We start from the raw sequence: 12,758 nt of genomic DNA on the forward strand, positions 1-12,758 counted from the left end.
CACTCCAATCCTGCCCATTCAGGGGAGTGTGACACTTCAGCTTTGCTCATGTGAGACATTCTAACTTGGCGCTTACAGGCACCGCGCGTGTAATCTGGTTTATGTAAATACCGCGCGTGACCGGATGCGGCGCGTCATCCGGCTTTGTCCGTGGCGCAAGGCGTGACCTGAGCCTGATTGGTCTCACGGCACCGTCGATCCGCGCACGATCAGTGTCGGCGGCGGGCTTGCCAGATGGGTGGCTGCCGGATGGCCTTCGATGAGGTTCAGCAGCGCATCCGTGGCGGTTGCGGCGACGGAGTCGAGCTGCAGGTCGACGGCGGTCAGCGCCGGCGTCTCCGCGCGCGCGCGAAGTCCGTCGTAGCGCGTCGCCACGCGCACATCCCCCGGAATGCTGAGACCGGCCAGGCGCAGCGCGTCCATGGCCCCTGTGGCCTGGGCGTCCACCGGCACCAGCAGGCCGTCGGTTTCCGGATGTGCCGCGAGGTGGCGGGTGACGCTGCGGGCGGCACCGGCCTCTCCCTCCGCCTCGTCGATGCGCAGCACCGTCGGTGTCATGCCGATCTGCGCCGCGCGCTGACGGTAGCGGGCCTCGAACACCTCGTAGTAGCGCCGGGCGCCGGTCCCGATCAGCAAGGGGACGTTGCGCGCCCCGACCTCGAGCAGGTGATCGATCAGCAGGTCCGCCGTCTGCGCGTAGTTCAGATCGACATGGGCCGAAACCGCCCCATGCGCCTCGCCGATGGCCACCGTCGGAACCTCGCGCGCGGCCAGCAGCGCAAGGAACGGGTCGTCGCGCGTCGGCTCGACAAGCAGCGCGCCGTCAAACGGCACGTTGCGCAGCGCGGTCTCGGGGTCGCGGATCGGCGGCACCAGCACCAGCGCGACGTTGCGCGACAGCGCCGCCAATGCCGCCGAGCCGGCGATTTCCATCAGGAAGCCGAGCTTCGAGGGACCCGCCGCCACTGCCGTCGCCATGGAGGAGAAGAGCGCGATGGTGTTCGCGCGGCCGGTCCGCATACCCCGCGCCGCCATATTCGGCACATAGCCCAGCTCGCGCACCGCGTGGTCGATGCGCGCCCGGGTCTCGTCATCCACGCGCCGCTTGCCGCTGAGCGCGTTGGAGACGGTCCCCGGCGAGACCCCGGCGAGTCGCGCCACATCCACGACCGTGGCGCGCTTTTGCCCTGCTTTGACCTGCCCGCTCATCCTCGTCTCACCCCGTTGGCGCCCCGGCTGCACAAAATTTCGGCGCGCAGTCCTGCTGCATCGGCTTTTTCGCCCTCGTGACGATTAAAACGTTTTAACGGTGGGCCAGCAAGTGAGAAGAGTTGTTAAAACGATTTAATGGAACGGAGGATCCGATGACTGCCCATGTGATGACCCGCCCCGAAACCAAGCCGGTCGAGCAGGTAACGCTGCGCCGCCGCCGCACCGGTTTGACCGCCCATGACCCCGTCCGAAGTGCCGGGGGCTACACGCTCTTTGCCGGACAGACGGCCGAGGGCCGCGTCGACTTGGTGGATATCGACGGCAGCCTTGCGCACCGCTGGCAGATGCCGGTGCGCGCCGGGCGCGACGCGGTGATCTTGCCGAACGGCAACCTCGGCTACAACGGCAGCCATGCCAGCTCGGCGGCGCTCTACCCGGCTTGGGATCTCTGGCACGGCGGCGATTTCTACGAGGCGACCCCTTCGGGCGAGATCGTCTGGCGCCACGAGGACATCTTCCACCACCACGACGCGCAATGGCTGGCGAACGGCAACCTGCTCTACACCGTCGCCGCCCCCCTGCCCGCCGAAAAGGCGGCGCGGGTGCAGGGCGGCGATCCCCGCAAGGACGGCGCCGACGGGGTGATCCAGTCCGACATCGTGCGCGAGGTGAACCGCAAGGGCGAGACGGTCTGGGAATGGCGCATCTGGGATCACCTCGATCCGGCGGATTTCCCGATCCATGCCATTTTCGACCGGCGGCACTGGCCGATGATCAACGGGCTTTCGGTGACCAGCGGCGGACTTGTGTTGATGAGCCTGCGCACCACCTCGGGCGTCATCGCCGTGGACCGGCGCACCGGCAAGGTGGTCTGGCACGTCGGCCCCGATGTGGTGGCGCAGCAGCACACCCCGGTCGAGATGGAGGGCGGCAGCGTGCTGTGTTTCGACAACGGCAACCTGCGGCAGGGCTCGACCTCGCCCTTCTCGCGCGCGCTGGAGTTCGACCCGACGACCGGAAAGACCGTCTGGAGCTACACCGACCCGATGCCGCCTTCGTTCTTCTCGCCCTACATGGGCGGCTGCCAGCGGCTGTGGAACGGCAACACCTTCATCTGCGAGAGTGCCTTCGGCCGGCTCTTCGAGGTGACGCCCGAGGGCGAGACGGTCTGGGAATATGTGATCCCCGATTTTGCCGAATACCCCGAGCCGCTGTCCAAGTTCATCCTCGGCGCGCACAACTCCTGCTTCCGGGCGCACCGCTACAAGCAGGAGCAGGTGTCATGGCTGTGACAGAGCTGAGGCAGCCCGCCCGCCCGAGACCGCGCCGGAGCCCCGCGCGGATCGCCGCCCGTACGCTTGCCGCGAGCGCCGAGATGGGAAAACCCATGCTCTCCTTCCTCTTCGTGCTGGCGATCTGGGCCGCCGTGGGCGCGCTGAAGCTGGTGCCCGAGGCGATCTTCCCGGCGCCCTGGTCGGTCTGGTCTGCGACGGTGGAGATGTGGCAGACCGGCGCGCTGCCCAAGGATCTTGCGGTCTCTTGCAGCCGCGCCGCCATCGGCTTTGCCATCGGCGCCTCGCTTGGCGTGGTGCTGGGGCTGCTGACCGGGCGCGTGGCGCTGGTCCGCACGCTGCTGGGGCCGTTCCTGTCGCTGCTGCGCCCGATCCCGGCGATCGCGCTGGTGCCCGTGGCCATCGTCTGGTTCGGCATCGGAGAGGGCTCGAAGTATTTCGTCATCTCCTACACGGTCTTCCTCGCGGTCTGGTTCAACACCCACCACGGCATGGAATACGTGCCGGACATCTACCTGCGGGCCTCGCGCAGTCTTGGCGCCTCGCGCCGGCGCGAGTTCCTGACCGTGGTGATCCCCGCCGCCGCCCCCTACATCTTCGCCGGGCTGCGGCTCGGGGTGGCGCTGGCCTTCCTGAGCCTCGTCGCCGCCGAGCTGTCGGGCGCCTCCTCTGGGCTTGGCTACCGGCTGCAGGAGGCGCGGCAGTATATCCGCACCGACCGGATGTTCTCGCTTCTCATCATCCTCGGTGCGCTGGGGGCCACGGTTGATCTGATCGTGCACCTCATCGGCCGCCGGATCGTCCACTGGCAGCAGGGGTAGGATCATGGACACCAAGCCACTCCACGGTGACGTGCGGATCAACGACGTCGCCATCACCTTCAAGGGCAAGCAGGGGCCGGTCACCGCGCTCGAGACCACGACGCTGCGGCTGCACCCGGGAACCTTCACCGCATTGATCGGGCCTTCGGGCTGCGGCAAGTCCACGCTGATGAACGCCATCGGCGGCTTCGTCGAGCCCTCGTCGGGCGCGATCACCATCGATGGTGCCGCCGTCCGCGGCCCATCGGACAAGGTCGGCGTGATCTTTCAGCAATACGCGCTCTTCCCGTGGTTCACCGCGCTTGGCAACGTTCGCTTCGCGCTGCGCCGCTTCGGCCTGCCAAAGGCCGAGGAGATCGACCGCGCCCGCGCCGCGCTGGCCGAGGTCGGGCTCGAGCAGCATGCCGGGAAGTTCCCGCAGGAACTTTCGGGCGGCATGAAGCAGCGGGTGGCCATCGCGCGCACGCTGGCCTGCGAGCCCAAGGTGCTGCTGATGGACGAGCCCTTCGGGGCGCTCGACGCGCAGACAAGGATCGGCATGCACGAGCTGCTGCTCAAGGTCTGGGAGCGCCACCGTGCCACGGTGCTCTTTGTCACCCACGACGTAGACGAGGCGCTGCTTCTGGCCGACGACGTGCGGGTGATGAGCCATGCGCCGGGCCGGCTGATCCGCCACTACCCGCTGAGCCAGCCCCGGCCCCGCGCCTTCAACCGGTCGGGCTCGGAACTGCTGGACATCCGCGAAGAGATCCTCGGCCTGCTGCGCCCGCAGAAGGCGCTGGCCGAGCTGCACTGACCCTACCGAAACCAACAGGAGAGAGACAATGACTGCATTGACCAGACTGGCCCTCGGAACCGCGCTGGCGCTGACCCCGGGCCTTGCCATGGCCGAGAGCCTCGTCTTCGGCTGGAGCCCCAACCCGCAGACCCCGCAGGTCGACCTGGCGCTCGAGAAGGGCTATTTCACCGACGCCGGGCTCGAGGTCGAACTGGTGCCCTTCAACTCCGGCCGGGCGGGCTTCGAGGCGCTGCTCGGCGGGCAGGTGGACGTGGTCTTCATGGCCGAGTTCCCCGCCGCCACCGGCGCGCTGATGGGGCAGGAGTTCGCCATCGTCGGCGATCTTGCCCGCTTCACCGGCTCGCGGGTGATCGGCAATGCCGGGGCCGGTCCACTTGACAGCCCTGCCGACCTTGCCGGGCGCCGCATCGGGACCACCATCGGCACCAACGTGCACTATTTCCTCGACAAGGCGCTCGAAGGCGCGGGCGTCGAGGCCGAGATCGTCTCGGCCGCGCCGCCGGATCTGGTGCCCGCCGTGGTGCGCGGTGACGTTGATGCCATCGTCCCCTTCCCGACCTTCTACGGCGCGGCAAAGGACACGCTGGGCGAGGATTACCTCGAGCTGCGCGCGCCGGGCTACGAGGTGCATTACATCCTCGCCGCCACGCCCGAGATGACCGGCCAGAAGTCTGACACGCTCGCCGCCTTCATGGGCGCGCTGGCCAAGGCGGATGCCGATGTCGCCGCCGACCCGGAGGCAGCGATGGCGGCGGTGTCGGCCTCGATGCAGGGCGCGATCTCGACCGAGGCGCTGGCCACCATGTGGCAGGACGTGGAGATCGGCCTGACGCTGGACGAGGGGCTCGCCGAGCTGATCCGCTCCGAGGCCGACTGGATCCTCGGGCAGGGCGTGATCAAGGCAGAGCCGCTCTCCGACGCCGCGCTGGCCGACTATTTCGCCCCTGCCGCCCTGGAGGCCGCGCAGAAGTAGGGTCAACGCCCGGGGCCTTCCTGCAAAGGGCCCCGGTCCTGCGATCGCGGCTCTGTCCCGCGCTACACCGCCACCTGTCTGCGCAGCCGTCCGCCGGGCCGCGGCGCCAGGATCTCGGGAAAGGGTTTTTGCAGGCGGGCTTCGGCCATGAGCACGATCTCTGCCGCGGCGCGGGCATCCTCGCCCGCGTCGTGGTGGCGGAAATCCAGTCCCAGGGCCGTCTTCAGATGGGCAAGACCATGACCGCCGTTGCCCTTGAACTCGGGCCAGGCGAGGCGCGCCACCTTCACGCTGTCGTGCCATTTCAGCGGCTGCGGGGGACGGCCGCAGGCCTCGGTGGCGCTGCGGATCGCGCGCGCGTCGAAGCTGCTGTGCTGGACCAGCAGGTGTCGCTCGAGGAAGTCCCCGAGCGCGTCGAGGAGCGCCGCGAACGTGGGCTCGCCCGACACATGCGCGGCGGTGATCCCATGGATCCGCACATTCATGCCGTCGAACCTGCACTTCGGGTCGATCAGCAGGGTAACGACCTTCTCGACGTCCCTGTCGCTGACGCAGGCAAGACCGATCTGGCAGATGCTGCCTGCGTCGGAGTTCGCCGTCTCGACGTCGACCGCCACGAAGCGGAAGGACTTGTGAAGGATTGCCGCGAGCCCGGCCCCTGCCTGTCCCTGTCCCTGTCCCTGTCCCTGTCCCGGTGACGCGCCGCGTAAGAGTTCATTTCCCATGCTCTGCCCCAATTCCCTGCCCAGCCTCGGGACCGGTTTGCCTCGGGAAGGCGGTCGAGGGCAACCTCGCCCGCGGGGAAAAGGCCCCCCGCGTCGCTTTCGGGGATCCACCACCCGGGCCCGTCCCTGCGCTCAGGGATGGCCGAGCCGCTTCAGAAGATCCCGCAGCTTGCGCGCGTCGCGCTTGCCGAGACGGCGCTCGAGCGCGGCCTCATAGTCCTGCGCCGCGGCGGAGAGGCGGCGAAACGCCTCCTGCCCCGGCGGGCGCAGCGACAGGCGTTCGCTGCGCCGGTCCTCGGGGCTGGTGACCCGCGCGAGGAAGCGCTTTTCCTCCAGCGCGCGCACCGCGCGCGAGACCTTCGTCTTGTGGATCGAGGCACGTTCCGAGATCTCCTTGGCGGTCATGTCGCCATGGCGGCCAAGGTGGAAGAGCACCCGCCACTCGGTCCGCAGCATCCCGTAGAGATCGCGGTAATTTCTTGAAAACACGTCGCTCTGCGCCTCGGCTGCCTGGTTGAGCAGATAGGGCGTGAAAGCGGAAAGTTCAAAGATATCAGAGTGATCGCGCTCTTCTTCCCGAGGTTTGAGCATTCCGAGAATCTCCCTTGTTAGTTACAAAAGTAACTAACAACATGTCATCGATACGTCGAGGGAGGACTTCGGAGATGAATGACCTGAGCAAGATCTCGGGGCTGACACGCGCGGCCGGCATCAGCGCGCTGCACGAGGGGTACATGCCGGGCTTTGGCAATGACTTCGAAACCGAGGCCCTGCCCGGTGCGCTGCCCGACGGGAGGAACTCGCCGCAGCGCTGCGCCTACGGTCTCTATGGCGAGCAGCTCTCCGGCACCGCCTTCACCGCGCCGAGCCATCAGAACGAGCGCACCTGGTGCTACCGCATCCGCCCGGCGGTGAAGCACACTGGCCGCTTCTCGAAGATCGACGTGCCTTATTGGCAGTCGGCGCCCAACGTCGATCCGGACGTGATCAGCCTTGGCCAGTACCGCTGGGATCCGGTGCCGCATGCGCAGGAAAGCCTGACCTGGCTCACCGGCATGCGCACGATGACCACGGCGGGCGACGTCTACACGCAGGTCGGCATGGCCAGCCACATCTACCTCGTCACCGCCTCGATGCAGGACGAGTATTTCTATTCCGCCGACAGCGAGCTTTTGGTGGTGCCGCAGGAGGGCCGGCTGCGCTTTTGCACCGAGCTCGGGGTGATCGACCTCGAGCCCAAGGAGATCGCCATCCTGCCGCGCGGGCTGGTCTACCGCGTGGAGGTGATCGACGGGCCGGCGCGCGGCTTCGTCTGCGAGAACTACGGCCAGAAGTTCGACCTGCCGGGCCGCGGCCCGATCGGCGCCAACTGCATGGCCAACCGCCGCGACTTCAAGACGCCGGTCGCCGCCTTCGAGGACCGCGACGCGAAAAGCCGCGTGGTGATCAAGTGGCAGGGCCAGTTCCACGAGACCTGGATCGGCCACTCGCCGCTCGACGTGGTGGCTTGGCACGGCAATTACGCGCCGGTGAAATACGACCTGCGCACCTATTGCCCGGTCGGCGCGATCCTCTTCGATCACCCCGACCCGTCGATCTTCACCGTGCTGACCGCGCCTTCGGGCGTCGAGGGCACCGCCAACATCGACTTCGTGCTGTTCCGCGAGCGCTGGATGGTCGCCGAGAACACCTTCCGACCGCCGTGGTACCACAAGAACGTCATGTCCGAGCTGATGGGCAATATCTACGGCGAATATGACGCCAAGCCGCAGGGCTTCGTGCCGGGGGGGATGAGCCTGCACAACATGATGCTGCCGCACGGTCCGGACAACGAGGCCTTCGAGAAGGCCAGCTTCGGCGAGCTGAAGCCGGGCAAGCTCGACAACACGATGAGCTTCATGTTCGAGACCCGCTTCCCGCAGCACCTGACGCGCTTCGCCGCCAAGGAGGCGCCGCTGCAGGACGATTACATCGACTGTTGGGACAGCCTGAAGAAACGCTTCGACGGCACGCCCGAGGGCAACTGGGACTGAGTCGACGCGGGAAAGGGGGGATGGCGCCGCCGGCCCTTCTTGGCCCGCGGGAAACTCACCCCCGGCGTCCTTGGCCCGGCGTATTGGAAAGAGAAGAAGGGGCGGGATGCCTCTGGAAGGACTGCAATGAACCTGATGCAGAGCTGGGTCGGCGGGGCCAATGAGCCCGAGTGCGATTTCCCGCTGAACAACCTGCCCTACGGGGTCTTCGACGATGGCCGCGGCGCGCGCATGGGCGTGGCGATCGGGGACTTCGTGCTGGACGTGGGCGCGGTGGACCATGGGCAGGATCCGGCGCTTTTTGCCGCGCCCGCGTGGAACGCGGTGATGGCGGCGGGCCCCGAGGTCTGGGCGGCGCTGCGCGCGCGGCTGACCGAGCTCCTAGGCGATGAGGCGCATCGCGCCGCGGTGGCGCCGCACCTCGTGCCGCTGGAGGGCGTGTCGCTGCTGATGCCCTTCGCCGTCAGCGAATACACCGATTTCTATGCCGCCAAGAACCACGCCTTCAACGTCGGTTCGATGTTCCGGGGACCCGAGAACGCGCTGCCGCCGAACTGGCTGTCGATCCCCATCGGCTACAATGGCCGCGCCTCTTCGGTGGTGGTTTCGGGCACCGAGGTGCGCCGGCCCTGGGGCCAGCTGAAACTGCCCGACGCCGAGCTGCCGGTCTTCGAGCCCTGCCGCCGCTTCGATCTCGAGCTGGAGATGGGCGCGATCGTCGGCATGCCCTCGCAGGGCATGGTCTCGGTCGCCGAGGCCGACGCGATGATCTTCGGCTACGTGCTGCTCAACGACTGGTCGGCGCGCGACATCCAGGCCTGGGAGTACCAGCCGCTGGGCCCGTTCCAGTCGAAGGCGACGGCGACCACGATCAGCCCCTGGATCGTCACCGCCGCGGCGCTGGCGCCCTTCCGCACCGCGACACCGGAGCGCGAGCGCGAGCTGCTACCCTACCTGCGCGAGCCGGGACCGATGCTCTACGACATCGACCTCGAGGTGGCGCTGGCCCCCGAGGGCGGCGCGGAGACGGTGATCTCGCGCACCAATTATTCGCAGATGTACTACTCTGCCGCGCAACAGCTTTGCCATCACACAAGTAGCGGATGCGCCATGCGCACCGGCGACATGCTGGGCTCGGGCACCATCTCGGGCGCGACGCCGGACAGCCGCGGCTCGCTGCTGGAGATCAGCTGGGGCGGCAAGGAGCCGCTCGAACTGCCCGGCGGCGCGACCCGCAGTTTTCTCGAGGATGGCGACACGCTGACACTTCGGGGGGCCGCGCAGGGCGACGGCTACCGCATCGGCTTCGGCGCGTGTTCGGGCAAGGTCCTGCCCGCCGTGCCGCGGCCCGACTGGACAAAGGAATAAAGGAGGCTCTCATGGCCAAGGCATTCGCGTCGCAAGGCGACATGGAAGAAAAGAAGATCAGCTTCACCGAGGTGGGCGAGGGGCTCTATGCCTTCACCGCCGAGGGTGATCCCAACACCGGCGTCATCATCGGCGACGAAAGCGTGATGATCGTCGAGGCGCAGGCCACCCCGCGGCTGGCGCGCAAGGTGATGGACTGCGTGCGCTCGGTCACCGACAAGCCGATCAGCCATCTGGTGCTGACGCATTATCATGCGGTGCGGGTGCTCGGCGCCTCGGCTTATGGCGCGCGCGAGATCATCATGTCCGATACCGCTGCCGCCATGGTCGAGGAGCGCGGTCAGGAGGACTGGGACAGCGAGTTCGGCCGCTTCCCGCGGCTCTTCCAGGGGCACGAGGAAATCCCCGGGCTGACCCGCCCCACCACCACCTTCAGCGACCGGATGACCGCCTACCTCGGCAAGCGCCGGGTCGACATCATGCACCTCGGCCGCGCCCATACCGCCGGCGACGCGGTGATCTGGGTGCCCGACCAGGAGGTGATGTTCACCGGCGACATCGTCGAGTTCCACTCGGCCTGCTACTGCGGCGACGGCCATTTCGCCGATTGGCCCGAGACGCTGGCCAATATCGCCTTCTACGAGCCCAAGGCCATCGCGCCGGGTCGCGGCGACGCGCTGGTGGGCGAGGCGCAGGTGGCGCAGGCGCTGGAGAACACCGCCGATTTCGTGCGCTCGACCTACAAGCCGGTGGCCCGCGTCGTGGCCCGAGGCGGCTCGCTCAAGGAAGCCTGGGACGCGGTGCGCGCCGAGTGCGATCCGAAGTTCGCCGAATACGCGATCTACGAGCATTGCCTGCCGTTCAACGTGGCCCGCGCCTACGACGAGGCCCGTGGCATCGACACGCCGCGCGTCTGGACCGCCGAGCGCGACCAGCAGATGTGGGCCGACCTGCAGGGCTGAGCGCCGTTCGGCGCGGGGTGCCGCGCCGGACACGATACGAGAACACCCCCGCGCGGCCCGGTGGAGGAGCCCGGCCGCGCGACCAAGGGAGGAGAGAGAATGCCCGCATACAGCTACGCCCCGCAGCCCTTCGTGCGACCGCCCGAGCTTGACGGCACCGCCACCGGCGCGCCGGTGGCCATCGTCGGCGCCGGCCCCATCGGTCTGGCCATGGCGATCGACCTGGCGCTGCAGGGCATCCGCTCGGTGGTGCTCGACGACAACAACGTCGTCTCGGTCGGCAGCCGGGCGATCTGCTGGGCCAAGCGCACGCTCGAGATCTTCGACCGGCTCGGCGTCGGCGAGCGCATGCTCGAAAAGGGCGTGACCTGGAAGGTCGGGCGGCTGTTCCACGGCGACGAGGAGGTCTACAGCTTCGACCTGCTGCCCGAGGAGGGCCACAAGTACCCGGCCTTCATCAACCTTCAGCAATATTACGTCGAGCAGTACCTGCTCGAGCGGGCCCGCGAATTTCCCGAGCTGATCGACGTGCGCTTCCTGTCGAAGGTGGTGGACCATGCTGCCAGCGCCGAAGGCGTGACGCTGACCGTCGAGACCCCCGAGGGCCCCTACGAGCTGGCGGCGGACTGGCTGCTGGCCTGCGACGGGGTGAAATCGGCAACGCGCGAGCGCATGGGGCTCGACTTCACCGGCCAGACCTTCGAGGAGCAGTTCCTCATCGCCGACATCGAGATGGACCAGAGCCCCTTCGGCGATCCCGGCATCGCAGAGCGCTGGTTCTGGTTCGATCCCACGTTCCACCCGGGCAAATCGGCGCTGCTGCACGCGCAGCCCGACAATATCTACCGCATCGACCTGCAGCTCGACCTTGGCGCCGATGCCAAGCTCGAGGCCAGCGAGGAAAAGGTCGTCCCGCGCATCAAGGCCATCGTCGGCGACCGCCCGTTTCGGCTCGACTGGCTGTCGGTCTACAAGTTCCGCTGCATCAAGCTCGAGCGGTTCGTGCATGGCCGCGTGGTCTTTGTCGGCGACAGCGCCCATGTGGTCAGCCCCTTCGGCGCGCGCGGCGGCAATGGCGGCATTCAGGATGTGGACAACCTCGGCTGGAAGCTGGCGGCGGTGCTGAAGGGCGCGGCGGATGAGACGCTGATCGAGAGCTACCACGAGGAGCGCAGCCACGGCTCGGCGGAAAACATCCTCAACTCCGCCCGCTCGACCAACTTCATGACGCCGAAGACCCCCATCGAGGCCCTCTTCCGCCGCGAGACGCTGCGCATGGCCCACGACCAGCCCTTTGCGCGGCGGCTGATCAACTCGGGGCGGCTCTCGCTGCCCTGCTCGCTGGAGGGCTTTGCGCTGCAGACCCCGGGCGAGGGCCTCGTGCGCCCCGGTCAGCCGATGGTCGACGCGCCGGTGGGCAACGGCTGGCTGCTGCCCCTGCTGCAGGGAGCCTTCACGCTGGTCGGCTTTGGTGAGATCGCGCTGCCCGACGTGGGTGTGCGGCGTCTCGGCATCGGCCAGTCGGACCGCCCCTACCCCAGCCATGACGACTGCGCGGGCTATGCGCTGCAGCGCTATGGCACCGGGGTCGCCTATCTCGTGCGGCCCGATGGCCATGCGGCGGCGGTGTTCCACGGCGAAGTACCAGAGCCGGCATTGAGAGAGGCGCTGGCCCGCGCCATGGGCCGCAGCTGCGAAAGGGAGATGGCGTGATGCGCGAGATCTACGAGATGGGGCTCGGCGCCCGCGGGGACGAGGCCTACGAGGCGCTCATGGCGGCGCACGAGGGGCTGACCGAGGCGCAGAGCCACGCGCTCAACGTGCGGATCGTGCTGCTGCTGGCCAACCGCCTCGGGGACGTGGATGCGCTGAAGACGATCCTCGAGACGGCGCGCTCCTATGGCTGACGCGGTGCTCTACGACTACTGGCGCTCGTCCGCCAGCTGGCGGGTGCGCATCGCGCTGACCCTCTCGGGGATCGACTGGGAATGCCGCCCGGTGGACCTCATGGCCGGCGATCAGCGCAGCGCCGCGCATCTGGCGCGCAACCCGCAGGGGCTCGTGCCGGTGCTCGAGATTGACGGGTTGCGCCTGACCCAGAGCCTCGCCATCCTCGAGTACCTCGAGGAGACCGGCCGGCTGTCGCTGCGCCCGGAGGCACCGGCGCAGGCGGCGCGGATGCGCGCCATCGCGCTGGCCATTGCCTGCGATGTGCACCCGGTCTGCAACCTGCGCGTCGCGGCCCATGCCGCCGCGCTGACCGGGCGGGACGACACCCGCGCCGACTGGATGCGCCACTTCATCCGCCCCGGGCTCGAGGCGGTGGAGGCGATGCTCGACGAGACCGGCCCCTATTGCATGGGCGCCGCGCTGACCCAGGCCGACCTGTGCCTGATCCCGCAGCTCTACAACGCCGCGCGCTGGGGGGTGGAGACCAGCGATCTGACGCGGATCACCCGCGTCGCGCGAGCCTGCGCGGAGCTTGACGCCTTCCGCCGCGCCGCGCCCGAGGCGCGGCTCCCCGCCGCCGTCTGATCCGAACCGTGCCCGGGCAGTGGCGCCCGCAGCTCCAA

The 12,758-nt window shown here is 68.2% G+C and carries 13 protein-coding genes and 1 pseudogene; 10 read left to right on the forward strand and 4 right to left on the reverse strand.

The features are described 5' to 3' along the window. Window positions 1–183: 183 nt before the first annotated feature. Window positions 184–978, reverse strand: a complete 795-nt coding sequence (locus G0Q01_RS05190; RefSeq protein ID WP_370457160.1) for a substrate-binding domain-containing protein — start codon at window positions 976–978, stop codon at window positions 184–186. Window positions 979–1,047: 69 nt separating this feature from the next. Then, window positions 1,048–1,209 (reverse strand): annotated as a pseudogene (locus tag G0Q01_RS27285) (LacI family DNA-binding transcriptional regulator); the annotation flags it as partial. 155 nt (window positions 1,210–1,364) lie between these two features. Between G0Q01_RS27285 and G0Q01_RS05195 the strand changes: the two are divergent. Genes G0Q01_RS05195 through G0Q01_RS05210 form a run of 4 tightly spaced genes read left to right on the forward strand, consistent with a single transcriptional unit; the run spans window position 1,365 to window position 5,097 of the window. Beyond that, window positions 1,365–2,504, forward strand: coding sequence for an aryl-sulfate sulfotransferase (locus tag G0Q01_RS05195; protein ID WP_203594913.1), 1,140 nt, complete (start codon window positions 1,365–1,367; stop codon window positions 2,502–2,504). After that, window positions 2,495–3,325 carry an ABC transporter permease gene (locus G0Q01_RS05200; protein ID WP_108970550.1) on the forward strand — a complete coding sequence of 277 codons (831 nt, stop codon included), beginning with the start codon at window positions 2,495–2,497 and terminating at the stop codon, window positions 3,323–3,325. Before G0Q01_RS05195 ends, G0Q01_RS05200 begins: the two co-directional genes overlap by 10 nt. A gap of 4 nt (window positions 3,326–3,329) precedes the next feature. After that, the gene (locus G0Q01_RS05205) at window positions 3,330–4,121 is read left to right on the forward strand and encodes an ABC transporter ATP-binding protein (protein ID WP_164213057.1); all 792 of its coding nucleotides are present in this window, start codon (window positions 3,330–3,332) and stop codon (window positions 4,119–4,121) included. Window positions 4,122–4,149: 28 nt separating this feature from the next. Next, on the forward strand, window positions 4,150–5,097 hold the full coding sequence (locus G0Q01_RS05210) for an ABC transporter substrate-binding protein (protein ID WP_164189702.1): 948 nt from the start codon (window positions 4,150–4,152) through the stop codon (window positions 5,095–5,097). Window positions 5,098–5,159: 62 nt separating this feature from the next. Here the strand turns inward: G0Q01_RS05210 and G0Q01_RS05215 are convergent, their stop codons facing one another. Together G0Q01_RS05215 and G0Q01_RS05220 are read right to left on the reverse strand one after the other, a co-directional pair. Further along, entirely contained in the window at window positions 5,160–5,822 is a 663-nt protein-coding gene (locus G0Q01_RS05215) for a 3'-5' exonuclease (protein WP_164213058.1), read from the reverse strand. 132 nt (window positions 5,823–5,954) lie between these two features. After that, complete coding sequence (locus tag G0Q01_RS05220; protein ID WP_164189706.1) at window positions 5,955–6,413, reverse strand: MarR family winged helix-turn-helix transcriptional regulator; 459 nt, start codon at window positions 6,411–6,413, stop codon at window positions 5,955–5,957. Between the two features lie 74 nt (window positions 6,414–6,487). On the opposite strand from G0Q01_RS05220, the gene hmgA reads away from it, so the two are divergent. The 6 genes from hmgA to maiA all read left to right on the forward strand — a co-directional run bounded on the left by hmgA (window position 6,488) and on the right by maiA (window position 12,720). Beyond that, on the forward strand, window positions 6,488–7,855 hold the full coding sequence (hmgA, locus tag G0Q01_RS05225) for a homogentisate 1,2-dioxygenase (protein ID WP_164189708.1): 1,368 nt from the start codon (window positions 6,488–6,490) through the stop codon (window positions 7,853–7,855). Window positions 7,856–7,981: 126 nt separating this feature from the next. Next, window positions 7,982–9,223 carry a fumarylacetoacetase gene (fahA, locus tag G0Q01_RS05230; RefSeq protein WP_164189710.1) on the forward strand — a complete coding sequence of 414 codons (1,242 nt, stop codon included), beginning with the start codon at window positions 7,982–7,984 and terminating at the stop codon, window positions 9,221–9,223. An 11-nt stretch (window positions 9,224–9,234) separates the two neighbouring features. Continuing rightward, window positions 9,235–10,185 (forward strand): MBL fold metallo-hydrolase, encoded by a 951-nt coding sequence (locus G0Q01_RS05235; protein ID WP_164189713.1) that lies wholly within the window; start codon window positions 9,235–9,237, stop codon window positions 10,183–10,185. A 99-nt stretch (window positions 10,186–10,284) separates the two neighbouring features. Then, the gene (locus G0Q01_RS05240; RefSeq protein ID WP_164189715.1) at window positions 10,285–11,898 is read left to right on the forward strand and encodes an FAD-dependent oxidoreductase; all 1,614 of its coding nucleotides are present in this window, start codon (window positions 10,285–10,287) and stop codon (window positions 11,896–11,898) included. Continuing rightward, the gene (locus G0Q01_RS05245; protein WP_108970559.1) at window positions 11,898–12,092 is read left to right on the forward strand and encodes a DUF2783 domain-containing protein; all 195 of its coding nucleotides are present in this window, start codon (window positions 11,898–11,900) and stop codon (window positions 12,090–12,092) included. The genes G0Q01_RS05240 and G0Q01_RS05245 overlap by 1 nt, the downstream gene beginning before the upstream one ends. Then, window positions 12,085–12,720 (forward strand): maleylacetoacetate isomerase, encoded by a 636-nt coding sequence (gene maiA / locus G0Q01_RS05250; protein WP_164189717.1) that lies wholly within the window; start codon window positions 12,085–12,087, stop codon window positions 12,718–12,720. The genes G0Q01_RS05245 and maiA overlap by 8 nt, the downstream gene beginning before the upstream one ends. Window positions 12,721–12,758 lie beyond the last annotated feature (38 nt).

Origin of the sequence: Salipiger sp. PrR007 (assembly GCF_010499845.1) — a bacterium.
In the GTDB taxonomy this organism is placed as follows: Bacteria; Pseudomonadota; Alphaproteobacteria; order Rhodobacterales; family Rhodobacteraceae; genus Salipiger; species Salipiger pacificus_A.

Bases quoted from the DNA above. Each gene is read 5' to 3' on its own strand.
- G0Q01_RS05190 (WP_370457160.1), bottom strand. From the start codon at position 978: ATGGCGACGGCAGTGGCGGCGGGTCCCTCGAAGCTCGGCTTCCTGATG.
- G0Q01_RS05195 (WP_203594913.1), top strand. From the start codon at position 1,365: ATGACTGCCCATGTGATGACCCGCCCCGAAACCAAGCCGGTCGAGCAG.
- G0Q01_RS05200 (WP_108970550.1), top strand. From the start codon at position 2,495: ATGGCTGTGACAGAGCTGAGGCAGCCCGCCCGCCCGAGACCGCGCCGG.
- G0Q01_RS05205 (WP_164213057.1), top strand. From the start codon at position 3,330: ATGGACACCAAGCCACTCCACGGTGACGTGCGGATCAACGACGTCGCC.
- G0Q01_RS05210 (WP_164189702.1), top strand. From the start codon at position 4,150: ATGACTGCATTGACCAGACTGGCCCTCGGAACCGCGCTGGCGCTGACC.
- G0Q01_RS05215 (WP_164213058.1), bottom strand. From the start codon at position 5,822: ATGGGAAATGAACTCTTACGCGGCGCGTCACCGGGACAGGGACAGGGA.
- G0Q01_RS05220 (WP_164189706.1), bottom strand. From the start codon at position 6,413: ATGCTCAAACCTCGGGAAGAAGAGCGCGATCACTCTGATATCTTTGAA.
- hmgA (WP_164189708.1), top strand. From the start codon at position 6,488: ATGAATGACCTGAGCAAGATCTCGGGGCTGACACGCGCGGCCGGCATC.
- fahA (WP_164189710.1), top strand. From the start codon at position 7,982: ATGAACCTGATGCAGAGCTGGGTCGGCGGGGCCAATGAGCCCGAGTGC.
- G0Q01_RS05235 (WP_164189713.1), top strand. From the start codon at position 9,235: ATGGCCAAGGCATTCGCGTCGCAAGGCGACATGGAAGAAAAGAAGATC.
- G0Q01_RS05240 (WP_164189715.1), top strand. From the start codon at position 10,285: ATGCCCGCATACAGCTACGCCCCGCAGCCCTTCGTGCGACCGCCCGAG.
- G0Q01_RS05245 (WP_108970559.1), top strand. From the start codon at position 11,898: ATGCGCGAGATCTACGAGATGGGGCTCGGCGCCCGCGGGGACGAGGCC.
- maiA (WP_164189717.1), top strand. From the start codon at position 12,085: ATGGCTGACGCGGTGCTCTACGACTACTGGCGCTCGTCCGCCAGCTGG.